The organism is Ruegeria sp. BG8 (assembly GCF_056538325.1).
In genome coordinates this window covers 83,117-106,534 of sequence record NZ_JBQFSZ010000011.1, presented here as the reverse complement: position 1 = coordinate 106,534, position 23,418 = coordinate 83,117, and the positions used below count along the sequence as shown (strand labels likewise).

The window sequence follows — 23,418 nt, the reverse complement described above, 5'->3', positions numbered from 1 at the left end:
GGGTAAACATCATGAGCACCTTTATTCTGGCCTTCATACTGCTGGCGCTTGTTATGGTCGGCATGTCGTTGGGTGTGATGCTGATGGGTAAGACCATCAAGGGTAGTTGTGGTGGTCTGAACGCAATCTCGGGTGCCGACAAATGCGTCGTTTGTCAAAAAGACATCGATCCGGACAGCCCATTGCGCGACCAGCTGCAATGTAAACGCGCCAAAAAGATGTTGGAGCAGATGGAGCGCGAAGCGCAGACTTAATTTCTGCTTCGCCATCGTCTGAGTTTTGGCTAGCTTGAGCCCCTGAAGATTTGAGGGGCATTGTGGTGACCAAAGCCAAAAACATCCTGTTCATAATGTTCGACCAACTGCGGTGGGATTACCTCAGTTGCTACGGTCATCCTCACCTGCATACTCCAAACATTGATCGTCTGGCTGAGCGCGGAGTGCGCTTTGACCGCGCCTATATTCAATCCCCTATTTGCGGTTCGTCTCGCATGTCTACTTATACTGGGCGCTATGTGCACTCCCACGGTGCGTCTTGGAACGGCATCCCTCTGAAGGTCGGAGAGATGACGATGGGGGATCATTTGCGCAAAGCCGGGATGGATTGCTGGCTGGTCGGCAAGACCCATATGCGGGCAGACGCCGAAGGTATGGCGCGGCTGGGCTTGGAGCCTGACAGCTTGATTGGCGCTCGGGTTGCGGAATGCGGGTTCGACGTGTTCGAGCGCGACGATGGAATGCTACCGGAAGGACCGGATGGATACTATGACCCTAATGGGGCCAAGGAATACAACAAGTATCTGACAGCAAAAGGGTACGAGAGTGACAATCCTTGGCATGACTTTGCAAACTCAGGCCTCGACGCTGACGGCAACGTGCTGTCTGGATGGTTTCTGAAAAACTCGACTGAGGCCGCCAACATTGCCGAGGAAGACAGCGAAACGCCGTACCTGACCGGGCGTGGGATTGAATTCATGGAAACCCATGATGGTCCATGGTGTTGTCACCTAAGCTTTATCAAACCGCATTGGCCCTACATCGTGCCAGACCCTTATGCGTCGATGTATGGCCCGCAACACGTCAAGCCTGTTGTCCGGTCGGATGCTGAATACCAGTATGCGCACCCGGTGTTAAAGGCTTTCATGGATACTAAAGTTGGCGAAGCCTTTTCGCGTCAGGATGTGCGTGACGCCGTGATTCCCGCTTATATGGGATTGATAAAACAAGCTGATGATCAGATGGGGCGCCTGTTCGACTGGATGGAGCGCACCGGTCGGATGCAAGACACAATGATCGTGCTGACCTCGGACCACGGCGATTTTCTAGGTGATCATTGGATGGGTGAAAAGACCTTTTTCCAGGATCCATCTACAAGAGTTCCCTTGATTATCTACGACCCTTCGCACGAGGCAGACGCAACACGCGGCACAGTCAGTGACGCACTGGTGGAATCCATCGACCTAGCCCCGACTTTCGTCGAGGTCGCGGGTGGTGACGTGGCGTCTCATATCCTTGAGGGGCACTCTTTGATCCCGATCCTACACGGGCAGCAGCAAGAGACGCCGAGGGATGTCGTGATTTGCGAATACGACTATTCGGCCTCGCCCATTGCCGACAAATTGCATGCCTCTGTCCGTGATGCCGTTATGTTCATGGTTGCTGACAAAAAGTGGAAGCTTATCCATTGCGAAGGAGAATATCGGCCTCTGCTCTTCGACCTTGAGAACGACCCGGATGAGTTGCAGGACCTGGGCGATAGCGCGGACCACACGGCAATCATCGAGATGATGTACGATCACCTGTTCACCTGGACGCGCCGCCCATCGCAGCGAACCACAAGGTCCGAAGCCCAATTGATCGAGATGCGCACCAAGAGCCGGGGTAGGGGCGTTGTCGTTGGCGTATATGACGAAAATGACGCACCACTTGAATTGACCGTTAAGTATCGTGGGCGGAAAAATCGGCCATTTCGGGATCAAATCTGCAAAGATTGATGGCGCTTTGATTAATTTGGCCTGAACAAAGCGAAAGACGGTTCACCAGAGGAAGGGCAGGCAGTAAAAGACCTGCAAGAGCAGAAAATCTGGAGAGCTTTAATGTCCGCCCCCAAACCCGTCGTTCTTTGTATTCTTGATGGATGGGGTCTGTCAGATGACACCAAGTGGAACGCGCCGTATCTGGCCAACACACCCACATTTGACGCGATTATGGCAAATGGCCCGCACGCCACGCTTATTACGCATGGCCCTGACGTCGGGCTGCCCAGTGGACAAATGGGGAATTCCGAAGTCGGCCATACAAATATCGGTGCGGGCCGTGTGGTTGCGATGGACCTAGGGCAGATTGACTTGGCTATCGAAGACGGCTCGTTCTTTCAGAATGCCGCGTTGCAGGACTTCATAGCGCGTGTGAAAGCCGCAGGCGGTACGGCGCATATGATGGGACTGGTTTCTGATGGTGGTGTACATGGTCATGTGAACCACATCGTCGCGGCGGCCAAGGCCGTGACAGATGCGGGTGTCCCGGTTGCGCTGCACGCGGTAACAGATGGGCGCGATGTTGCCCCCAAATCCGCTTTTGAGTTCATTGCCCAGTTGGAAAACCGTCTGCCTGACGGGGCGCGTGTCGTAACCGTATCTGGTCGGTACTACGCTATGGATCGCGACAATCGTTGGGAACGGGTCAGCGAAGCTTATGCGGCAATGATCAATGCTAAAGGCCGCCACGCCAGCTCTGCGCAAGAGGCTGTTGAACAAGCTTATCAGAAATCTGAGACCGACGAGTTTATCGTTCCGACGGTTCTGGATGGGTACTCCGGTGTCAAAGACGGTGACGGGTTCTTTTGCCTCAATTTCAGAGCGGATCGCGCGCGCGAGATTCTGCGTGCAATCGGTGAGCCCGACTTCAACGATTTCGAAACTGGCCCACGCCCAAACCTGTCGGGCCTTTTGGGCATGGTTGAGTATTCGGATGGTCACAACGCCTACATGACAACGGTTTTCCCCAAACGGGATATCGTGAACACGTTGGGGGAATGGGTCGCGAAACAAGGTTTACGCCAGTTCCGGCTGGCCGAAACTGAAAAATACCCACATGTAACGTTCTTTCTGAATGGCGGGAAAGAGACGCCCGAACAGGGCGAAGATCGCTTCATGCCAAAATCACCCAAAGTCGCGACATATGATCTGCAACCCGAGATGTCTTCGGCCGAAGTCACTGCCAAGTTCGTCGAGGCGATAGAGGCCGGCTACGATCTGATCGTGACCAACTATGCCAATCCAGATATGGTGGGGCATACTGGTGACCTTGGGGCCGCGATCAAAGCCTGCGAAGCGGTCGACCAAGGGCTGGCCCAAGTTGTGAAGGCTTTGGAAAAAGTCGGTGGTGCGATGATCGTGACCGCGGATCACGGTAATTGCGAAGTTATGTTCGATCCGGAAACAGGTGGGCCGCACACTGCGCACACGTTGAACCCTGTTCCTGTCGCTTTGGTTGGTGGCCCCGAAGGCGCTGCTTTGCGGGACGGGCGCTTGTCTGACCTGGCACCGACACTGCTTGCTTTGATGGAATTGGACCAGCCGGTGGAAATGACGGGGCAGAGCTTGCTGTCATGAGATTGCGCGCCGCCCTTTTTGCGCTTGTCACGGCTTGGCCTGCATTTGCGCAGACTGACCCCTCGACTGCGGCGCTGAACGCGGCGCGGCAACTTGAACAGGCCTCGATCGGGTTGACCGAAGCAGAAAGCGCACGTGATCGGGTGCGTGCTTTGACGGTGACGATTCAGGCTTATGAGGCAGGGTTGACGGCCATGCGCGACGGGTTGCGACAGGCCGCCACGCGTGAAGCACAGCTAAGCGCCGAGCTGCGCGCACGTGAAAAGGACGTGGCTCAATTACTGGGTGTTTTGCAAACCATAGAAACGACGACGCCACCGGTTTTGATGCTGCACCCTTCTGGGCCTCTGGGGTCTGCCCGTGCCGGTATGATGTTGTCAGAGGTCACGCCTGGGCTGAATGCCCGCGCGCAAGCGTTGGCCGAAGACTTGCGCGAAATTCAGACACTTCGGCTTTTGCAACAAAGCGCGTCTGAAACACTGGTCGAAGGTTTGACAGGGGTGCAAACCGCGCGCACGCGGCTCAGCGAAGCGATTGCAGATCGTACAGACCTGCCGCGGCGGTTTGTCGAAGACCCAATTCGCACAGCTATCCTGATCTCTTCGACGGAAACGCTGGACGGGTTTGCAAGCGGGCTTTCGTTGATCTCAGAAGGTGAAATTGCTGAAACCAGCGCGGACGTGTCAGACCGGGTTGGTCAGTTGGAGTTGCCGACGCAAGGTGTCATCCTGCATCAGGCGAACGATACGGATGCAGCAGGTGTGACACGCCCGGGAATTGTGCTTGCGACCCGGCCACGAGCAATTGTTACATCGCCGACCGCGGCCACGATCCGGTATCGCGGCCCGCTGTTGGATCTGGGGAATCTGGTCATACTGGAACCTCAGCCGGGTCTATTATTTGTCTTTTCCGGCCTTCAGGAAATCTATGGTGAGACCGGTCAGGTCATCCCCGAAGGCACTCCGGTCGGGCTTATGCCCGGTGAAACACCAGAAATCGGCGCTATTTTGTCAACAAGCGGTGAAGGCACTGGAACTGACCGATCAGAAACGCTCTATATAGAGGTAAGACAAGATAACAGCCCCGTGGACCCGGAATCGTGGTTTCGGACCGACAAGGATGGATAACCGAGTATGAAGAAAATTCTGATGGCCAGTGTGGCCGGAACAGTGGCAGGCATAATCGCAACGACGCAGATCGCAGGTCCGTTGTTGGCGCAAGAGGCTGCTAATAAGGCCAGCGTCTACGAACAATTGGATTTGTTTGGCGATATTTTCGAGCGCATCCGCGCACAATATGTCGAAGAAGTTGAACCCGAAGAGCTGATCGAAGCCGCCATTGACGGGATGCTGACTTCGCTGGATCCACACTCGAGCTATCTGTCGCCTGACGACGCCGAACAGATGCGTGTTCAAACGCGTGGTGAGTTTGGCGGTCTGGGGATCGAAGTCACGCAGGAAGAGGGCTTTGTCAAAGTCGTCTCGCCTATTGATGACACCCCTGCGGATGAAGCCGGAATCGAAGCGGGTGATTTCATCACGCATGTAGATGGCGAAAGCATTCTTGGCCTGACATTGGACAAGGCCGTCGATCTGATGCGAGGTCCGGTCGGATCCGAGATTATCATTACCGTTGTGCGCGAAGGCGAGCCTGATCCGTTCGACATCACGATCATTCGCGACACGATCAAGCTAACCGCAGTTCGCGCCAGAACCGAAGGCACCAGTGTCGTACTGCGGGTGACGACCTTTAATGATCAGACGTTCCCGAACCTGCAAGCCGGTTTGAACGAACAAATCGAAGAAATCGGTGGGATCGACAAGGTAAACGGCGTTGTGCTTGATCTGCGCAACAATCCGGGCGGTCTGCTGACCCAAGCGATCAAGGTTTCTGATGCATTCCTGAACGAAGGTGAGATTGTGTCGACCCGTGGTCGTGATCCGGGCGACGGCGAACGTTTCAACGCAACTGTCGGTGATCTGGCCGAAGGTAAGCCCATCGTCGTTCTCATCAATGGCGGCTCGGCTTCTGCGTCCGAGATTGTTGCGGGTGCATTGCAGGATCACCGCCGTGCCATTGTTGTGGGTACCAAGAGCTTTGGTAAGGGGTCCGTGCAGACCGTTATGCCGCTGCGGGGTGACGGGGCGATGCGTCTGACAACGTCGCGGTATTACACGCCGTCTGGTCGCTCGATCCAGGCGTTGGGTGTCAGCCCTGACATCATTGTTGAGCAACCCCGCCCAACGGCTTCGGAAAACGAAGAAGAAGAAACAAATGCACGCACACGGTCCGAGGCTGATCTGCGTGGCAGCCTGAACAACGATAGCCTCAGCGACGATGAAATCCGCCAGATCGAGGAAGATCGCGCCAAGGCCGAGGCGACCGCAGAGCTGCGCGAAGAGGATTATCAATTGGCTTATGCCATCGACATCCTCAAGGGCCTCTCTGCGTTTAACCCGAACGGGCCGTCGCAATAAGTCACAAGGGCCGCCATCAGGGCGGCCCTTTTCTTTTGAGGATCAGCTTTCCACTTTCCGCAGCTTTTCTTCATCCAGCAAAATCGCCAAAATCAAACCTACAAAAACTGACGCTGCGGCGAAAATAAAGGCTGTTTGCATACCTGTATCAAAGGCGGTGGCTATTGCTGACCTGACTTTCTCGACCTCAGCCGGTTCAAGCTTTTCCAACACGGCCTTAGCAGATTCAGTTGTAAGCGTGCTTCCGTTGATTGCCCGCTGATCTGCTGCTGTCATGCTGATTCCGTCTGCCACTAGTTGCTTGCCAAGACTGGTCAGGCTGGTCACGTACACGATGGCTGTCGCGCAAGCGACCGAGATAGCACCGTAAACCAGATGCGTCATAAAGCTTAGGCCGCCAACCAGCCCCGCGCGCTCGGGTTTTACCGCATTCACAGCTGCCGTACCGGAAGGACCGACGGTTAGTGTAGCGCCCAACCCAATCATGGTCATTCCGGGCAAGATCTGGAAATACCCAAGGCCCGAAGGCATCAGAACGATGCTGATGGCACCGATAGTTGCAATCAGGTACCCCCAGAACAGCAATCGTTTGGGCCCAAAATCGTTGTACAATGTGCCTGAGACAATCGAGCCGACGGCAAGTAAAATGGTCAGTGGTGCCAAACCAAGCGCGGACTGGAACACGGACCACCCTAGAACCTTTTGCATGTATTGCGGGAAATACAACAGCCCGACAAACACCGCCGAGACATTGAACATGTTCAGCCCCAACGTGATCCGAAATTCACGGTTCTGCATCAGCTGCGGCAGAATCAGGGGCTCTTTGACGCGTTTCTCGACCTTAGGAAAAAAGAAAAACAGGGCCGCGCTAACGAAAAATAGCAGCAGCAAAGGTACAGAACCCCATCCCCAATCGGCCCCCACGTCCAGGGCATAAAGCAGCAAAAGTACCGCGAAGGACAAAACGGCCATGCCAGCAAAGTCGAGGTGTTCACCCTGCTTGTGTTGGGTTTCGCGCTCCATCAACAGCAAGGCTGTGGCCATCGAGAGCGTTGAGAAAACAACATTCGCCAGAAAGAACAACCTCCAATCTCCAAAACTGACGGCGGCACCGCTGATCAGGGGCCCAAAAACGTTGCCCGAAGTAACGCCTGCAAGAATAAGGCCCATGATCAGTGCACGATGCTCGGGTTTGGATACTTTGGTTGCGCCATAAGCTAGTGCGCAGGGCCAGACACATCCTGTTCCGATGCCTTGTAACGCTCTGGAAATGATCAGAAAATCAAGGCTTGGGGATACAAAGCACATGATTGAGGCAAAGAGGAATATCGACAGGCCGATCAACATCATCTTGCGGTGGCCAAACATATCTCCCATGCGGCCGCCGGCGACCATGGTCATGGCGAAAAACAGGGCGTAAATATTCAGAACCCACTGGGTACTGGTTATATCCGCGTCAAAGCTGTTTTCAATCGCAGGAACCAGGATAAGAGCGCCGGTAAAATCTATACCGATCCCAAACCCTGTGATCATCAGGGCAATAACTTTGACTATGCTGGTGCGATCCATAAATGTGCTCAACCCGCTGGAAATAGCGAATATGATGCACAAATTCCGTTTCAAAGATAGGGAACGGGACGCGAGCGTCAGGTTTCCGAATTGCGCGCATGTCGGAAAGCGAGCTTCAACATGTCTAGTTCAGCGCGCAACAGGTCTAACTCGGCCCGAAGATCGTTTTCAGCTGGGCTTCCGGCGATGATAGAAAAATCGGCCAGCTTCTGAGATGTTGAGCTATCCATCACGACAAAAGTATGGACGCCATCCGACAAGGCCGTTTTTGGCACCGAAACATGCAAATGCCATCCATCCGGGGCTTCTGTCAGGGTAACGTCTTCTATAACCTGATCGCGGTAATGAACTTTTAAATCAGGCTGGGCGCTTGCGGCCACATGGGCCAGCCAGATACCGTTTTCCAGACGAAGGGGCGTAAGTACAAGTTGCGTCATTGTCCGGTATCTCACAGGTCAGCGCGATGGTGGCGGCAGAATGTCAGGTCACGCACAACCACTCGATTCATCGACGGTTTTTCGTATATCAGGTCCAGCCAGACTTTGGCGATGCGCTGCTCATTCAAAGGCAGGTGGGCTAAGTCAAAATCGACTGCGCTTGGGGATGTCGAAAGATCGAATGCGCGTAGAACGCTGTCCGTATTCGGGCCGTGTTGGATGTTGAGGCGAGCCGTAACTGTCAGCATGCGCTCAGTTTCGATATGCGTGTCGACACGTATAAGGTGCTGTTTGGTCAAACCCTTCGCCACATCATTGGGCAAGTCGATCGACACGGAGAGAAATGAGCCCTCAAAGGCAAAAACCTCAGTGCTCAGCCCAAACGGAGCAAGGTCTTTTTCCCGGGTGTTGCGGATTTGACGTGCCGCAATCTGACACAAGCCACAATCATGGAACAAAGTCACCTGATCGCCCAAAGGTGCTTTGCGTGGGGCGGAGGCAACGCCAGGGCTGGGCAGGGGGCCGCGCCAGAGATCCGGACGCCAACTCCAATCTGTTCCAAGTGGTTTGGAAAACTGTGACGAGCCAACAAGCGGTCGTTGCAACCTTCCGTCGGCCTGATGGATCAACCTGTCCAGATGTGCGCGTAGTTTGCGAGCTTCGTCCCGCTGTTTTCGCAACTGCTGTACCGCCACCTCGGGCGCGTCTTGCGCGGCTTGTTGCCAGCGCGCAAGAACCCTGCGGTGAATGATGCGATCCAGAAGTCTGCCCATGGTCCAATCGTTTATCTTTGCCCTTCTTTAGTCAAAGAGCATGCAGGGGATAAAGCTGATTTCGAGGGTTTTATGAATTAATTGTCAGAATTGAGAGCACAGTTTTATCTGGGCAGGCGGTTTCAGGCCTGCTAGGTCGTTGGCTGTTCTTGCATTCAGGCGGGCCAGTGCGTACCGTCCGGCACCTGATTGCCGTGGATCATCCGAAAAACCGCGTACCTAATTTTTGAGGCAAAGCCGGGGCATGGAACCCACTCTTTTCGCATTCATCTGGAAATACTCGAAAAAGCAACAGCTTGTGTTGCTGATTCTGACCGTTCTGTCATTTCCGTTTCTCTACGCATCTCTAGAGCTGCCCAAGCAAATCATCAACGATGCGATTGGTGCGCCTGCAGAGACCGTGACTGTGTTGGGCATCACGGTGACACAAATCGAGTACCTTATGATCTTGTGTTTCGCGTTTTTGGCCACCGTGATTGTCAGCGGCCTTATGAAAATGCGTATCAACACGATGAAGGGTGTTCTGGCCGAACGTATGTTGCGCCGGTTACGCTATACACTGATCCACCGCACCATGCGGTTTCCAAGGTCTTATTTTGCCACCACCAGTCAAGGTGAACTGGTATCGATGATCACGTCAGAGGCCGAGCCGATGGGCGGCTTAATGGGGGATGCGATCGCTCAGCCCGTTTTTCAGTTCGGGCAGATGATGACCATCGTGACTTTCTTGTTCATGCAAAGTGTCTGGTTCGGTCTGGCCAGTATTGCGTTGATCCCGTTGCAGGCCTGGTTAATCCCCAAGCTGCAAAGACAGATCAACTTGCTGAACAAGGATCGTATTCAGGAGGTACGGCAGCTAAGCTCTGAAATCGGCGAAAGCGCGGCGGGCATAAGCGATTTACGCGCAAATGGTGGCTGGCGTTATCGTCTGGCCCAATTCAGCCATCGCCTAGGAACCTTGTTTGAGATCCGCTTTAAGATCTACAACAAGAAATTCTTCATGAAGTTCCTCAACAACCTGATCACGCAGATGACTCCGTTTCTGTTCTATTCAGTCGGTGGGTATCTGGCGATCAAGGGCGAGGTGACGGTTGGTGCGCTTGTGGCCGCTTTGGGCGCCTACAAGGATCTTAGCGGGCCGTGGAAAGACTTGCTGACCTACTACAATCAGGTGCAAGACATGTCTCTGCGCTGGGAAATCGTTACCGAACGGTTTGCGCCTGACAACATGATCCCCGAGGAGCTTTTCACCGGAGAGCCTGAGTCAATTCCCCATCTGGCAGGCGATATTGAGCTGCAAAACGTGACAGTGCGGGACAATGACGGGAAAACCATTCTGGAAGACATCGATTTGGTCATTCCCAAAGGGGCGCGGGTTGCAATCCAATCATCAAGCGCGGCTGAACGCAGTGCCTTGGCGCAATTGCTCACGCGCGAGCTGTTGCCGGTGCAAGGGGATGTCATCGTTGCAGGGCACGACTTGCAAGAGTTGCATCAGGCCGTCATCGCCGCCCGGATTGGGTATGCTTACTCTCGGCCTTATCTGTTCGATGGCACACTGGGTGATAACCTGTTAATGCCTCTGCGCACCCGACCACAGCACGAGGTCGAAGCCCAAAAAGCTCCGTCTCGATGGCAGGTCGAAGCCGAGCGCGCCGGTAATCCGATTGACTCGCTTGAAGATGAGTGGATTGATCCGGGGCTGGCAGGCCTGGAGGATATCGAAGACATTCGGGACTGGTGGTTTCAACTGGTCGAAGCGATGGGTATCGACGAATTCATGTTCCGTCGCACTTTGCGGACGCAATTCGATCCGGTTCAGCATCCGATGCTGGCACGAGATATCGTTTCTTTGCGGGATGTTGTGGCTGAACGACTCAAGGAAAAGGGACTGGACAGATACGTTTATCGGTTTGACCCAGAACGTTTTAACCCCGCGGTCCCCCTTGGGGGTAACTTGCTATATGCGGCCCCATCACATGACATTTCTCCGGATATTCTGGCAGGTGACGGGCGCTTTATGACAATGCTGCGCGCGCATGATCTGGATGATGACGCGATGGGCATTTCAACGGCGGTGCTGAAGACACTGAATCAAACCTTTGGCCGTGATGGAACGGATCACCCGCTGTTCCTGCGATTGGGCATGACGAAGGACATGTATTACCGCCTTTTGGACATTGAGGACCGGCGCAAGGCAAAGGGTGACGATGCCATCACAGAGCGCGAGCGGGCTTTGCTTTTGACAGTTCCGTTTTTGTTGACCGCCGAACAGATTGGACCGGACTTTCCTGACAAATACAAAGAAAAGATTCTGTCTATTCGAAATGGTCAGGCGGATCGGTTGCGGGACTCGATGGACGGGATGTTTATTCCGGTGACACCGGACGCTTATATTGATCGCATGACCGTTATGGAAAACGCGCTGTTCGGTCGTATCTCGCTGATGGCCGGTGCGCATGCTGATGAGATCGAAGATGTTGTTGCCGAAGCCATGAACGAAGCCGGACTGCGCCGCCGGGCAGCCGCTATCATTTACGACCTGCCTTCAGGTCTGGGTGGGAACAATCTGCCAACCGTCTTCCAAGAGCGCGCATCATTCTCGCGGGCGGGCATAAAGCGGCCGGATATTTTGATACTGGACAAGGCATTGGCCAGCCACGACTCGGAAAGCCGGTTACGTACCCGTTTGAAACTGCGCGAGCTTTTACCGGATTCGATCATGATCTTTATGGAAGATCACTTTGCGCATCCAGAAGCCTATGATCTGTTTGTCGAAATCAAAGACGGCAGGATTGATGGGGTCTCAAAAACCCATACCGAAGACGAGGTTGGCGCCACCGAGGACCTGAGCCGCAAACTCAAGATCATTTCGTCGACTGAACTGTTTTCAGGCATCGACGGGCGAAATCAACGCCTATTGGCTTTTTCCGCGCAATGGTATGATGCTGCACCTGGTCAGATTATCTTTTCACGCGGACAAGCGGCTGACGCGGCCTACCTTTGCATCGCAGGCAAGGCGCGACTGGAGTGGCCAGCAGAAAATGGTGAGGAGGCCCGCCCGATATCCGACGTCGAACCAGGCCGTTTGATTGGCGATCTATCGGTGATCACAAAAGATCCGCGGCAACTGGATCTTGTCGCCGTCAGCGACTGTTCCTTCCTTCGGATCGGCGCGGAAGAACTGCGCGCCGTTGTCGAGAGCGATGCGGGCGTTGCGACGCAACTCCTTGAAACTGTTGCCGGGTATCTCACATCGCTTGCCAATCGGGTGAATGCTGAGAACGCGTCTCTTTTCCTCGAGGTTAATGCTGAGGGCGAGAATGAACGTGCCTGACCAGACCAACTATTCCGCGCACGAACGCCTTGTGCATGAGGCGCGTGAAAAGCCTCAACTCTGGCGTCTTTTCGCTGGCCTGGGGATAGTGGTGGTTCTTGTTACCGTTTTGAACCTGGTGCTGTTTGCCATTCTGTCTGGCATAGGGTCACAGAGTCTGGCGGTGGGTCTTCTCAGAGGATCTTCTCCTGCTGCGATGCTGGTGCTACTTGGCAGCTTCGGTTTTGTCACACTGGGCGTGTCTTTGGCGGCTCGGTCTGTGCAAAAACGGTCCTTGCAGTCGATTATTGGGCCCATACCACTGAGCCTTCGGCAATTTTGGCGCGTTTTCAGGGCCTTGCTCATTCTCGGGGTGGTCGTAGCCATCTTGCCTCCGTACGGGATGGGCGAAACTTTGACACCGAATCTGGCCATGTCCAAATGGCTGACCCTTTTACCTGTTTCGCTTTTAGCCGTGTTGATTCAGACCAGCGCCGAAGAGGTGCTGTTTCGGGGATACATGCAGCAAAGCCTCGCTGCGCGATTCCGCTCTCCTTTTGTTTGGATGGGTGTGCCATCAGTCTTATTCGCCGCTGGTCACTATGCACCCAGTGCGGCCGGTGAAAACGCTGGGCTGATCGCGCTGTGGTCTTGCTTGTTTGGTCTTCTGGCCGCTGATCTGACCGCTCGGGCCGGTACCTTGGGGCCTGCTATAGCATTGCATTTCTTCAATAATATGATCGCGCTTTTGTTTATTTCACTGCCCGATAACCTGAACGGACTGGCCCTGTTTTTGTTGCCATATGATATGTCTGATGCTGCAGCCTTGCGGCCCTGGTTGTTTGTCGATTTCGCGATGATGATTGCAGGTTGGCTGACAGCACGGATTGCGCTCAGGCGCTGATTGCATTTCTTTCCGTTGCGTCTTATTTGACGTCAAAGCCGCACTAGCAAGGTTCCGACATGAACTGGATCACAAACTACGTCCGTCCCCGGATCAACTCGATCTTCTCGCGCCGGGAGGTGCCGGAAAACCTTTGGCACAAGTGCGGCGAGTGCGGGACAATGCTGTTCCACCGCGAACTGGCTGAGAACCAGAACGTATGCACCCAGTGTGATCACCACATGGCAATCACGCCGCGGGATCGTTTCAGACACTTGTTTGATGGCGGGATTTTCACCGAGGTTGACGTTCCTGCCCCCAAAGACGATCCGCTGCAGTTCCGGGATCAAAAGAAATACCCCGACCGTATGAAGTCGGCCCAGAAAAAGACCGGCGAGAAAGAGGCAATGCTGGTCGCCAAGGGTGAAATCGGGCGGACCCCGATCATCGCTGCGGCACAGGACTTTTCGTTCATGGGCGGATCGATGGGCATGTATGTTGGAAACGCCATCATTGCAGCCGCCCAAGAGGCAGTAAAACTGAAGCGTCCGCTCATCCTGTTTTCGGCTGCTGGCGGTGCCCGAATGCAAGAAGGTATCCTCAGCCTGATGCAAATGCCGCGTACAACTGTGGCGGTCGAGATGCTGAAAGAGGCCAACCTGCCATACATCGTTGTGTTGACCCACCCGACCACGGGCGGCGTAACGGCGTCCTACGCGATGTTGGGTGACGTGCACATTTCAGAGCCCAATGCCCTGATCTGTTTTGCCGGTCCACGCGTTATTGAACAAACCATTCGGGAAAAACTGCCCGAAGGTTTCCAGCGGGCTGAATACTTGCTGGATCACGGTATGCTGGACCGTGTGACCAAGCGCACCGAAATGCGGGATGAGCTGATTACGATCACCCGTATGCTGATGAACCAGCCTCCTGCGGTGAAAGGTGATCTTCCTGCGCCAAAACCAGCGGAAGTTGAAGTGCCGGAACCGGCTGAAACCTCGGACGAAAAATGACATCACAGTCTTCTGACGTCATCCTTGAACGGATGATGGCGCTGCATCCCAAGATCATTGATCTGACCTTGGACCGTGTCTGGCGTTTGTTGGCGGCGCTGGACAACCCTCAGACCAAGCTGCCCCCGGTTATTCACATTGCCGGAACCAACGGCAAGGGATCCACGCAAGCCATGATCCGGGCTGGACTTGAAGGGGCGGGGCTGTCTGCGCACGCGTATACATCCCCTCATCTCGCCCGTTTCCACGAACGCATCCGTCTGGCGGGAGAGCTGATTTCCGAGGCTGCTTTGACCGCCGTTCTGGATGAATGCTATGCGGCGAATGGCGGCGAGAATATTACGTATTTTGAAATCACGACTTGCGCTGCGCTGCAGGCGTTTGCCCGGACGCAGGCAGATTATACCCTGCTCGAGGTCGGGTTGGGTGGCCGGCTGGACGCGACCAATGTGATCCATGAACCGGCCGTGACGGTGATTACGCCGGTGTCGATAGACCACGAACAGTTTCTGGGAAGTACCCTTGGTAAAATCGCGGCTGAAAAAGCTGGTATCATAAAGCCGGGGGTCCCTTGCATCGTCGGGCCGCAAGAAGACGAAGCGCTAGAGGTCATCGAGTACACAGCCGCCCGCCTTGGGGCGCCATTGCTGATCCACGGGCAGCATTGGCACGTGACCGAAGAAAATGGGCGGTTGATCTATCAGGACGAAATCGGCTTGCGCGATCTGCCTTTGCCCAACCTTTTGGGCGCGCATCAAATACAAAATTCCGGTGCGGCCCTCGCTGTGTTGCGCCATCTTGAACTTGGTGACGACGCGTATGAGGCCGCAGTCAGCAACGCGCACTGGCCTGCTCGTATGCAACGCTTGAAAACGGGGCCGCTGGTTGAACAGGCTCCGCAGGCCGAGGTGTGGTTGGATGGCGGACACAACGCAGCTGCCGGTGCCGCACTGGCCGACGTATTGGCAAAGCTGCCTGAACGCCCAACTCACATGATCTGCGGCATGCTGAACACCAAAGATGTCTCTGGGTATCTCTTACCGCTGGCAAAACAGGCCCAAAGCCTGACCGCAGTTTCGATTCCGGGTGAAACGGCCACTCTGAGCGCTGAAGACACCGCCAAAGCGGCTACCCAGATCGGCATGAGCACCACGACAGCTGACAGTGTTGATGCGGCTTTGCATCAAATTATTGCAGCGGATCCGCAGGCCAGGGTACTTATCTGCGGCTCATTGTATCTCGCCGGAAATATCCTGCGCGAAAACGGCTAATACTTCACCTGGCTTGAAATATCCCGGGGGAGGGGCGCAAAGCGCACCGGGGGCAGAGCCCCCTATTTCCCCCAGTTCTGATCCTGCATCTCACGGAGCCGCGACGCCGTACGCTCAAATTCAAAAGTTCCTTCGCCTTCGACATACAGCATTTCCGGTTCCGCAGCCGCCGAACAGATCAGTCGAACGCGCGCTTCGTATAGCGCATCAATCAGCGTCACAAACCGTTTTGCCTCATTGAAGTTGTTACGCGAAAGGCGAGGTATGTCTTCCAGCACAAGGACTTTGATCGCCTCTGCAATGGCAAGATAGTCCGCGGGACCCAGCATGCGCCCACACAAGTCGTAAAAACTTGCCCGCGCAACACCATTTCGGAAAGCGGGTAACTCAACCGTGCGTCCTTTGACCTGCAAAACCAAAGGGTCAGCCTTGCCGCCGGACAAATCGTTCCATACAGCACGTAGGCTCTGCCGTGCTTCAGGCCCGATCGGAGAAAAATAGACTGGCGCCCCCTCCAACCTGTTTTGCCGATAGTCCGTCGGCGAGACCAACTCCCAAACCTGTAACTGCTCTTTGATATGAGCAATGAAAGGCAAGAAAAGCTGCCGATTCAAACCGTCTTTGTAAAGATCATCTGGATGTCGATTTGACGTCGTGATTATGACCACACCACCCTCGTAAAGAAGGTCAAACAGACGCCCGACAATCATTGCGTCTGTGATGTCGGTGATCTGCATTTCATCGAAGGCTAACAGCTTGACGGATTTCACCACGTTCTGGGCGACCGGTGCCAGCGCATCCTCGACGCCTTCGTTGCGTGCCTTATGCATGCCCGCATGGATTTCCTGCATGAAGGCATGAAAATGGACACGGCGCGCCGGCACGTCGTCCAGCGCATCGACGAACATATCCATCAACATCGACTTGCCGCGACCCACACCACCCCAAAGATATAGACCTTTGGGCGGCGGCGGTGCTTTGCGAAACAAACCACGCTTGACCGGCGCTGCGAGCGCAGCCCTGATACGCTCAAATTGCGGTAGAACGGCCTCCTGCGCGTCGTCGCGGGTCAATGTGCCGTCGGCGATGCGCGCTTCGTATAGCGAAATTAAATCCGTCATACCCCGAGGCATACCTTTCGGCTTGGGTGTTGAAAAGCGGCCTTTTTATCGTCGCATCAGATTTGCTTAACCGTGGCTTCAAAACTCATGAATTGACCCGCGTTGGAATTCGGATACCGTCCATATTCCACCGCTCTGAGGTTTCCATGCCCCAAACCACTCGTCTCTTGAACCCGATCCTGATTGTCGGGTGCATCATCATCACTGTCAGCTTTGCTGTTCGTGCGTCGTTTGGTGTTTTCCAGATACCGATTGCTGACGAGTTTGGATGGCTGCGCACCGATTTCTCAATGGCAATTGCCATCCAAAACCTGGCGTGGGGCATAGGCCAGCCGATTTTTGGCGCTATAGCTGAGAAAATCGGCGACAGACGCGCAATTGTTTTGGGTGCTCTCACGTATGCGGCCGGGATGCTGCTTACAGCTTGGTCCGTCACACCATTTGAGCATCAGATGTACGCATGGCTAGTGGGCTTTGGCATCGCGGGAACCGGTTTTGGTGTGGTTCTTGCGGTTGTTGGCCGGGCCTCGTCGGATGAGAACCGATCGATGTCACTGGCCATAGTCACCGCAGCGGGCAGCTTTGGGCAGGTTCTGGGTGCCCCGGCAGCCGAGTGGATGTTGTCATTTCTTCCATGGCAGCATGTTTTCATTATTTTCGCCGCCGCGATCCTTGCCCTTGTTCTGACCTTGCCGTTCATGCGTGCACCACAGGCGGCAATGAGAACCGAAATCGAAGAGAGCATGGGGCATGTCGTAAGGAAAGCGATCAAAGATCCGTCCTACGCTTTGATCTTTCTTGGGTTCTTCAGCTGCGGTTACCAACTTGGCTTCATCACAGCGCATTTCCCCGCATTTGTGACCGAGATGTGCGGCCCGATCCAACCCGGCGGGATATTGCACTCGGTTGGTATCACCACGACTTCGGCCCTGGGGGCTATGGCCATCTCATTGATTGGTCTGGCCAATATTGGGGGCACGCTGATTGCCGGTTGGGCTGGTAAACACTTCTCAAAGAAGTATCTGCTGGCGGGCATCTATACGGCCAGAACGCTTGCGGCGGCGGTCTTTATCATCTTTCCCATCACGCCCGTTTCGGTTGTTGTATTTTCGTTGGTCATGGGATCGCTCTGGCTGGCTACAATCCCGTTGACGTCGGGCCTTGTCGCGCATCTCTATGGGCTACGCTACATGGGAACGCTGTACGGCATCATCTTCCTAAGTCACCAACTGGGCAGTTTTCTAGGCATCTGGCTGGGCGGCCGTATGTATGATCAATACGGGGACTACACGTTTGTTTGGTGGATCGGAGTAGCAATTGGTGCATTCAGCGCGATCGTTCATCTACCCATCCGCGAGAACCGGCCAGCAGCGGTTGCTGCGGCATGATCAAGCGCGAAATTTCTCGATGATGTACTGACTTGTCATCAGGTCCAAATGCGCGCCGCCGCCATTTTTGAACAAGGTGATGGCTGACGGGTCCGGCTTGAACTGATCCATCGAATAGTAATCAGCAATAAGATCGTCCTGCGTAATCACACCCTGCGCGATAGGTATCTTAACTTCGCCAATGTGATCGACAGTCGTGTCAAAGCTATCGATGAAAATCCGCGCGCGCCTTAGAGCCGTATCATCGGCCTCGCGCATATCGGGTCTATACGCGCCGACCAAATTCAAATGCTGTCCCGGGCGTAACCACTCGCCCTTGATGAATGGTCGGCTGCTCATTGTCGCTGAAACAATGATATCCGCGCGGTTCACCGCATCAGGTAAATCTGGCGCAACGCATACAAAACCTAACCGAGCGGCCAAGGCTTCCGCCTTGGCGCTGGTCCGGTTCCATAGTCGGATTTGGGCTTCCGGAAATCCGGCTGCAAATGCCTCGCACAATGACTCGGCGACTGGTCCGGCACCGACTACCAGTATTTCCTTGCTCAGGGGGTTGGCCAGCTTCAACGCGCCTAACAGGCTGTCCCCGGCCGTTTTCCATTTCGTGACAAGGAAAAAGTCTACAAGCGCGGTCAATCTACCATCTGTGTCGTCATACAAGCTGACCGAGCCATCAATGACGGGGCGGTCATTCTTGGTGTTCTCAGGAAAAATGGTTGTTGATTTGACTGCAATGCCCAACCCATCGATCCATGCGGATCTGGTCAGCAACGTGTCCGCGCCGCGATACAAAAAACTGTCCTGGATCTTTGCCTTGGGCAACTGATGCCCGGCTTCAAATGCAGCAGCCAATTCGAGCCAGTTCAGATTGGCTTCGCCTTCGGCAAAGGGAATTTGCAATACGTTCACTTTGCCTCGCTTTCGGTCAGCAAACCTTCGGCTACCAAGCGATCCGCCCAGCCTTGTGAACCGTCAAACAGGTGAGTTTTCCAGCCCCTCGCCCGCGCGGTTTCGATATTTTCGATCCGGTCATCGGCAAACAGCAAGGTTTCGGGCGCCAAACCGCAATCCTCTTCGACCATTTGATAGATCGGGGGATGCGGTTTCACAGTCTTCATTCTGCCCGAAACATATTGGCGGTCAAAATCGTTCAGGAATGGATAAATACCTGTTGCATAGTCAAAGTTTTGCACTCCGAAATTGGTCAGGGCAAAAACGGGCACGCCTTTTTCTCGCAATGCGCGCTGCAGGCGAACCGAATGTGGAATGGCCGGAGATGCAAGTTCAATCCAGTTGTCATGCCACATTCGGATTTCATCGCGCCAATCGGGGTATTTTTCCGCCCAGTTGTAAATCGTGTCCGTAAAGTGATGACCCTGATCCACCAGATCATTCATCCCATGCAAATCTACTTCTGTGAACATGGCTCGGCGTCGTTCTTCGCCGATTGTTCGATCATAATAGCGCTCTGGCTGCCATTCGATCAGCACGTTTCCAATATCGAAAATCACAGCCTCAATAGGCATAGAGCCACCTTTTCATTCAAAACGCTTTTTAATGACTGAACCAATCACGGCTTGATTATTCAAGACCCAAACGCAGCGCGAAGCGCTGCCCGGCCCAACTGTCGAGGTCGCATCTTTGTTGCGCCCTTGCCAGGCGGGAGCCCTACCGTTTTTTAGCTGCCCGCAACTCACGTTCCAGCGCGTCCAGAAACCTTGAGCGATCCGCTTTCGCAAATGGTTTTCCACCCCCACCCGCGCCCAACGGGTTAGCAGCTCGCAAATCTGCCATAAGGTCGCGCATTGCCAATTGCTGTCCAATATTGGCCGCTGTAAAAGCCTCGCCGTTGGGGCGAAGGACTTTAGCACCGGCTTCAATGCACTTGGATGCCAGGGGAATATCGGATGTTACAACGACGTCGCCCTCGCCACAGCGTTCAGCAATCCATTTGTCCGCTTCGTCGGCGCCTTGTGAAACAACGACTACTTGTACCAACGGGTTCTGCGACGGCCTCAGACCTCCATTCGACACCAACGCCATTGGTATTCCGTGCCGTGTTGCAACGCGTTCGGCTTCGGCTTTTACCGGGCAGGCGTCGGCGTCAATATAGACCGTAGTCACGCCTTTTTTGCCTGTTTCGCGGCAGGCTTTTTCTTGACCTTGAATTCATCGGGGATGGGCATCCTGTTAAACGCATCCAGCCCGGCAATCTTATAAGCCTCGGCCAGGGTCGGATAGTTAAACGTGTTCTGCACAAAATAGTCGACGGTGCCTTTAAGGTTCAGAACGGCCTGCGCGATATGGATGAGTTCTGTCGCGCCCTCACCGACGATCTGAACGCCCAGAACCCGGCGGGTTTTCAGCGAAAAGAGCATCTTCAGCATTCCATGCTCGAGCCCCATGATATGCCCGCGTGAGGTCTCGCGAAACCGCGCCACGCCTACTTCGTAGGGGATGCCTCGTTCCTGAAGTTCTTCTTCGGACATTCCACAGGTTGATATTTCGGGAACCGAATAGATGCCGTATGGGTACCACGGGCTTTCCGGCAGTGTTGGCGTCTCCAGGGCATGACATGCCGCGACACGCCCTTGTTGCAGGGATGTTGACGCCAGCGAAGGGTGGCCGATGACGTCGCCTGTCGCATAGATGTGCGGCACAGAAGTCTGGTAGGTTTTTCGGTCGACTTCGATCCGATTCCGGTGGTCGGTTTGCAACCCGACCGCATCCAGATTAAGCGCCGAAGTCGCGCCCATGCGCCCTGCCGCAAACAACAGCATCTCTGCCCGCACATGGCGCCCGTTTTCAAGCGTCACCTCAACATGACCGCCTGCGTCTTCGATCTTTTCAACAGCAGAGCCCAGCCGCAAGTCGACACCATTTTCCCGAATCTGGTGTGTGAAATCATGGATCAGGCGGCTATCGATGAAATCCAAAAAGGTGTCGCGTGGCTCGATCAAAGTGACCCGGACATCCAGCGCTGAGAACATTGTCGCATACTCGACCCCGATAACGCCGGCACCGATCACGCACAATGACCGGGGAATAGCGGCCATTTCCAAGAACTCATCCCCATCTACAACGGTCGTGCCGTTGAACGGGACGTAATCAGGGCGGTAGGTTTTGGTTCCAGTGGCAATCAGGAACTTGGCTGCCGTGACGCGTGTCGTGTCCCCGGCGTCGGTAGCAACCTCAACTTCATGCGGGCCTACAAACCGCGCCAGACCGTTCAGGGTCTCTACGTGGTTTCGGTTGAACTGATGCTCCAGCACGTCAACTTCGTGGTCCAGCGTCATATGCAACCGCGCCTTGAGATCTTCGGCGCGGATATGATCTTTTACCCGGTACGAACGGCCGTAAAAGCTCCGCTCGCGCCAACCTGACAGGTTCAACACGGTTTCGCGCAGCGTTTTCGATGGGATGGTTCCGGTATGCACCGAGACACCGCCCAGCCGATCTTTGCGGTCAATCACCAAAACACGTCTTTGCAGCTTTCCGGCTTGAATGGCCGCTGCCCGCCCAGAGGGTCCGGATCCAATGATGATCAGGTCGTAGTCATATTTTCTCATGCCTCAGTCTCCGTACAGCGCCTCGGCGTGGAATGTGATGTGGTCTTCCATGAAGGTGGACACGAAGAAATAGGAATGGTCATAGCCCGGCTGAAGCCGGTAAGTTGCCTGCTGACGGCGTTCAGCAATTGCCTGTGCCAGTGCTTCGGGGCGCAAAAGATCGATGAATTGGTCATTGGCACCCGTGTCGATCAACACCGGGCCGTCAAATCCGGTATCCTTCATGACAAGCGCAGCATCATGCTTTGCCCAGGCTGCTTCATCCGTTCCGAGGTAAGCGCTCAACTGTTTGCGCCCCCAGTCCGCGCCGGTAGGGTTCGAGATTGGAGCAAAGGCTGAAACCGAACGATACCGACCCGGCAGGTTCATCGCCAAAGTAAGCGCGCCGTGACCACCCATGGAGTGCCCCGTGATGGCCTGACGGTCGGAATCGATTGCAAAGTTCTCGGCCAATAAGGCGGGCAATTCCTCGGCCACATAGTCCCACATCTTGAAATGTGGGGCCCAGGGTTCTTGTGTTGCGTTTACGTAAAAACCGGCGCCCTGACCCAGATCGTAGTCATCATGATCTGCCACGCCCTCTCCGCGCGGAGATGTGTCGGGGAACACAACCGCGATACCCTGTTCAGCAGCCCATGCCTGCGCGCCCGCTTTGGTCATCGCATTCTCATGGGTGCAGGTCAGGCCGGACAAATACCACAAAACCGGTACAGGGCCGTCTTTCGCTTCGGCGGGTAGAAACAAGCCAAAAGTCATGTCGCATTGGCACGCAGTCGAAGCGTGGCGGTAGACGCCCTGAACGCCTCCGAAACAGGCATTTTCCGAAACGGTTTCCATTTGGCATATGTCCTTAAGTTGAGTTTGCGCCATGGCTAACCGCACAAGGCGCGTGCGTAAAGCCTGTGCGCGGCAGGTAACGGGGATTTTTCGGCAGGGTCAGGATCAGGGTGTTCCGACCCACGCGATAACCAGAGGAACGGTTAAAATACTGGCAGCTGTCGATAGCAGAATGGCGGCTGAAGCACGGTGTGGGGCCACACCGTAATGAGCGGCCAGCATATAGACGTTCCCGGCAACTGGTAGTGCCGCCGCTGCTATGGCGACGGTCGCTGGAAATGCCTGAACCGGGACAATCCAAATAAGCGCAACTGCGACGCAGGCCGGGTGCACGACCAATTTACAGAAACTCAACCAGCCTGCTACCTGAACACGCTCGGCTGACTTGCTGGCCAAAGAGGCACCGATCGCAAATAAAGCCCCCGGCGTTGCGGCCCCACCAAGGATGGTCAGAAAATCGTTCAACGGGGCAGGGACCGGAACCTGAAACGCGGACCACAACATACCGGCCGAGATCGATACGATCATCGGGTTTTTCACCAACCCCTTTCCGATCTGACGAAATGTTGCTGGCGTCAGTTTGCCATCTCGACCGCCATTGATCAGGATTACAATCAGGGATGAAAAGACGACCAGATCGACGGTCAGCAAGAGCATTACAGGCCCGATGGCAGCTTCGGTGAACAACAGGGCCAGCATTGGCAGCCCCAGAAACCCGACATTCCCGATCGCGGCGCATTGTGCCTCGACCGCAGCGGTCGGGACATCAAGCCCCCGTATCCAAGCCACAACAGTCGCTAGAACATAAACGACGACCGTTCCCATCAGATAGCCGACGACCAGGCGGGCGTTGAATATTTCGTCAAAGGGCAACGTGGCCGCGAACCGAAACAGCATCGCCGACAGGGCAAAATAGAATACAAATTTGGTTAGATAGGCGGTTGCTTCCTCGGTAAAAAAGCGGGTGCGGCCCGCCCAGTAACCCAAGCCGATGATCGCGAAAAAAGGAAGTGTACGCAGAAAGATATCGACCATGCCCGAAGTGTTAGCATGGTTTGGCCGCGCGACAAGCCCGGCGCGAACGCAATTTGGCATTGTCACGGCACGCAGGTCAGGCGAGATTTTATAACTTCTGTCGCTTCATGCTGCGC

General features: G+C 54.9%; 20 protein-coding genes. 10 read left to right on the top strand and 10 right to left on the bottom strand.

The genetic code is table 11. From position 1 onward, the window contains the following. Positions 1 to 11: 11 nt before the first annotated feature. From nqrM to ACR0DG_RS18410, 5 genes are all read left to right on the top strand, one after another. A complete protein-coding gene (nqrM, locus tag ACR0DG_RS18430) occupies positions 12 to 254 on the top strand; it encodes a (Na+)-NQR maturation NqrM (RefSeq protein WP_480699831.1) in 243 nt (80 codons plus the stop codon). Between the two features lie 65 nt (positions 255 to 319). Next, entirely contained in the window at positions 320 to 1,993 is a 1,674-nt protein-coding gene (locus ACR0DG_RS18425; protein ID WP_480699830.1) for a sulfatase-like hydrolase/transferase, read from the top strand. A gap of 102 nt (positions 1,994 to 2,095) precedes the next feature. Further along, complete coding sequence (gene gpmI / locus ACR0DG_RS18420) at positions 2,096 to 3,613, top strand: 2,3-bisphosphoglycerate-independent phosphoglycerate mutase (protein ID WP_480699829.1); 1,518 nt, start codon at positions 2,096 to 2,098, stop codon at positions 3,611 to 3,613. Further along, positions 3,610 to 4,740, top strand: a complete 1,131-nt coding sequence (locus ACR0DG_RS18415) for a murein hydrolase activator EnvC family protein (protein WP_480699828.1) — start codon at positions 3,610 to 3,612, stop codon at positions 4,738 to 4,740. Before gpmI ends, ACR0DG_RS18415 begins: the two co-directional genes overlap by 4 nt. A 6-nt stretch (positions 4,741 to 4,746) precedes the next feature. After that, complete coding sequence (locus tag ACR0DG_RS18410) at positions 4,747 to 6,090, top strand: S41 family peptidase (RefSeq protein ID WP_480699827.1); 1,344 nt, start codon at positions 4,747 to 4,749, stop codon at positions 6,088 to 6,090. 42 nt (positions 6,091 to 6,132) lie between these two features. Here the strand turns inward: ACR0DG_RS18410 and ACR0DG_RS18405 are convergent, their stop codons facing one another. The 3 genes from ACR0DG_RS18405 to ACR0DG_RS18395 form a co-directional block, all read right to left on the bottom strand. Continuing rightward, positions 6,133 to 7,623 (bottom strand): MFS transporter, encoded by a 1,491-nt coding sequence (locus tag ACR0DG_RS18405; protein ID WP_480707257.1) that lies wholly within the window; start codon positions 7,621 to 7,623, stop codon positions 6,133 to 6,135. Positions 7,624 to 7,736: 113 nt separating this feature from the next. Then, complete coding sequence (locus ACR0DG_RS18400; RefSeq protein WP_480699825.1) at positions 7,737 to 8,096, bottom strand: hypothetical protein; 360 nt, start codon at positions 8,094 to 8,096, stop codon at positions 7,737 to 7,739. 11 nt (positions 8,097 to 8,107) lie between these two features. Further along, positions 8,108 to 8,869, bottom strand: coding sequence for a DUF6478 family protein (locus tag ACR0DG_RS18395; protein ID WP_480699824.1), 762 nt, complete (start codon positions 8,867 to 8,869; stop codon positions 8,108 to 8,110). Positions 8,870 to 9,113: 244 nt separating this feature from the next. Here ACR0DG_RS18395 and ACR0DG_RS18390 point away from each other — a divergent pair, with 244 nt between their 5' ends. The 4 genes from ACR0DG_RS18390 to ACR0DG_RS18375 are packed head-to-tail and all read left to right on the top strand — an operon-like array spanning position 9,114 to position 15,352. Beyond that, positions 9,114 to 12,206, top strand: coding sequence for an ABC transporter transmembrane domain-containing protein (locus tag ACR0DG_RS18390; protein WP_480699823.1), 3,093 nt, complete (start codon positions 9,114 to 9,116; stop codon positions 12,204 to 12,206). Next, the gene (locus ACR0DG_RS18385) at positions 12,193 to 13,089 is read left to right on the top strand and encodes a CPBP family intramembrane glutamic endopeptidase (RefSeq protein WP_480699822.1); all 897 of its coding nucleotides are present in this window, start codon (positions 12,193 to 12,195) and stop codon (positions 13,087 to 13,089) included. Before ACR0DG_RS18390 ends, ACR0DG_RS18385 begins: the two co-directional genes overlap by 14 nt. A gap of 59 nt (positions 13,090 to 13,148) precedes the next feature. Next, positions 13,149 to 14,081 carry an acetyl-CoA carboxylase, carboxyltransferase subunit beta gene (accD, locus tag ACR0DG_RS18380; RefSeq protein ID WP_480699821.1) on the top strand — a complete coding sequence of 311 codons (933 nt, stop codon included), beginning with the start codon at positions 13,149 to 13,151 and terminating at the stop codon, positions 14,079 to 14,081. Next, positions 14,078 to 15,352: a bifunctional folylpolyglutamate synthase/dihydrofolate synthase gene (locus ACR0DG_RS18375; protein ID WP_480699820.1), complete on the top strand. Its 1,275-nt coding sequence runs from the start codon at positions 14,078 to 14,080 to the stop codon at positions 15,350 to 15,352. The genes accD and ACR0DG_RS18375 overlap by 4 nt, the downstream gene beginning before the upstream one ends. 62 nt (positions 15,353 to 15,414) lie before the next feature. Here the strand turns inward: ACR0DG_RS18375 and zapE are convergent, their stop codons facing one another. After that, the gene (gene zapE, locus ACR0DG_RS18370) at positions 15,415 to 16,473 is read right to left on the bottom strand and encodes a cell division protein ZapE (RefSeq protein WP_480699819.1); all 1,059 of its coding nucleotides are present in this window, start codon (positions 16,471 to 16,473) and stop codon (positions 15,415 to 15,417) included. Positions 16,474 to 16,619: 146 nt separating this feature from the next. Between zapE and ACR0DG_RS18365 the strand changes: the two genes are divergently transcribed. Next, positions 16,620 to 17,861, top strand: a complete 1,242-nt coding sequence (locus tag ACR0DG_RS18365) for an MFS transporter (protein ID WP_480699818.1) — start codon at positions 16,620 to 16,622, stop codon at positions 17,859 to 17,861. Here ACR0DG_RS18365 and ACR0DG_RS18360 read toward each other — a convergent pair whose 3' ends face one another. The 6 genes from ACR0DG_RS18360 to ACR0DG_RS18335 form a co-directional block, all read right to left on the bottom strand. Then, positions 17,862 to 18,770, bottom strand: a complete 909-nt coding sequence (locus ACR0DG_RS18360; protein ID WP_480699817.1) for an ornithine cyclodeaminase family protein — start codon at positions 18,768 to 18,770, stop codon at positions 17,862 to 17,864. After that, positions 18,767 to 19,387 carry an HAD family hydrolase gene (locus ACR0DG_RS18355; RefSeq protein ID WP_480699816.1) on the bottom strand — a complete coding sequence of 207 codons (621 nt, stop codon included), beginning with the start codon at positions 19,385 to 19,387 and terminating at the stop codon, positions 18,767 to 18,769. Before ACR0DG_RS18355 ends, ACR0DG_RS18360 begins: the two co-directional genes overlap by 4 nt. Before the next feature lie 142 nt (positions 19,388 to 19,529). Next, positions 19,530 to 19,985 (bottom strand): YaiI/YqxD family protein, encoded by a 456-nt coding sequence (locus ACR0DG_RS18350; RefSeq protein ID WP_480699815.1) that lies wholly within the window; start codon positions 19,983 to 19,985, stop codon positions 19,530 to 19,532. Further along, the gene (sthA, locus tag ACR0DG_RS18345; protein WP_480699814.1) at positions 19,982 to 21,430 is read right to left on the bottom strand and encodes a Si-specific NAD(P)(+) transhydrogenase; all 1,449 of its coding nucleotides are present in this window, start codon (positions 21,428 to 21,430) and stop codon (positions 19,982 to 19,984) included. The genes ACR0DG_RS18350 and sthA overlap by 4 nt, the downstream gene beginning before the upstream one ends. 3 nt (positions 21,431 to 21,433) lie before the next feature. After that, positions 21,434 to 22,267: an S-formylglutathione hydrolase gene (gene fghA / locus ACR0DG_RS18340; protein ID WP_480699813.1), complete on the bottom strand. Its 834-nt coding sequence runs from the start codon at positions 22,265 to 22,267 to the stop codon at positions 21,434 to 21,436. 105 nt (positions 22,268 to 22,372) lie between these two features. Further along, positions 22,373 to 23,302: an AEC family transporter gene (locus ACR0DG_RS18335; protein ID WP_480699812.1), complete on the bottom strand. Its 930-nt coding sequence runs from the start codon at positions 23,300 to 23,302 to the stop codon at positions 22,373 to 22,375. Between the last annotated feature and the right edge of the window lie 116 nt (positions 23,303 to 23,418).

What these genes read in the sequence shown, in the direction of transcription:
- nqrM (WP_480699831.1), top strand. Translation starts at nt 12, where the DNA reads ATGAGCACCTTTATTCTGGCCTTCATACTGCTGGCGCTTGTTATGGTC.
- gpmI (WP_480699829.1), top strand. Translation starts at nt 2,096, where the DNA reads ATGTCCGCCCCCAAACCCGTCGTTCTTTGTATTCTTGATGGATGGGGT.
- ACR0DG_RS18415 (WP_480699828.1), top strand. Translation starts at nt 3,610, where the DNA reads ATGAGATTGCGCGCCGCCCTTTTTGCGCTTGTCACGGCTTGGCCTGCA.
- ACR0DG_RS18410 (WP_480699827.1), top strand. Translation starts at nt 4,747, where the DNA reads ATGAAGAAAATTCTGATGGCCAGTGTGGCCGGAACAGTGGCAGGCATA.
- ACR0DG_RS18405 (WP_480707257.1), bottom strand. Translation starts at nt 7,623, where the DNA reads ATGATCACAGGGTTTGGGATCGGTATAGATTTTACCGGCGCTCTTATC.
- ACR0DG_RS18400 (WP_480699825.1), bottom strand. Translation starts at nt 8,096, where the DNA reads ATGACGCAACTTGTACTTACGCCCCTTCGTCTGGAAAACGGTATCTGG.
- ACR0DG_RS18395 (WP_480699824.1), bottom strand. Translation starts at nt 8,869, where the DNA reads ATGGGCAGACTTCTGGATCGCATCATTCACCGCAGGGTTCTTGCGCGC.
- ACR0DG_RS18390 (WP_480699823.1), top strand. Translation starts at nt 9,114, where the DNA reads ATGGAACCCACTCTTTTCGCATTCATCTGGAAATACTCGAAAAAGCAA.
- ACR0DG_RS18385 (WP_480699822.1), top strand. Translation starts at nt 12,193, where the DNA reads ATGAACGTGCCTGACCAGACCAACTATTCCGCGCACGAACGCCTTGTG.
- accD (WP_480699821.1), top strand. Translation starts at nt 13,149, where the DNA reads ATGAACTGGATCACAAACTACGTCCGTCCCCGGATCAACTCGATCTTC.
- ACR0DG_RS18375 (WP_480699820.1), top strand. Translation starts at nt 14,078, where the DNA reads ATGACATCACAGTCTTCTGACGTCATCCTTGAACGGATGATGGCGCTG.
- zapE (WP_480699819.1), bottom strand. Translation starts at nt 16,473, where the DNA reads ATGACGGATTTAATTTCGCTATACGAAGCGCGCATCGCCGACGGCACA.
- ACR0DG_RS18365 (WP_480699818.1), top strand. Translation starts at nt 16,620, where the DNA reads ATGCCCCAAACCACTCGTCTCTTGAACCCGATCCTGATTGTCGGGTGC.
- ACR0DG_RS18355 (WP_480699816.1), bottom strand. Translation starts at nt 19,387, where the DNA reads ATGCCTATTGAGGCTGTGATTTTCGATATTGGAAACGTGCTGATCGAA.
- sthA (WP_480699814.1), bottom strand. Translation starts at nt 21,430, where the DNA reads ATGAGAAAATATGACTACGACCTGATCATCATTGGATCCGGACCCTCT.
- fghA (WP_480699813.1), bottom strand. Translation starts at nt 22,267, where the DNA reads ATGGAAACCGTTTCGGAAAATGCCTGTTTCGGAGGCGTTCAGGGCGTC.
- ACR0DG_RS18335 (WP_480699812.1), bottom strand. Translation starts at nt 23,302, where the DNA reads ATGGTCGATATCTTTCTGCGTACACTTCCTTTTTTCGCGATCATCGGC.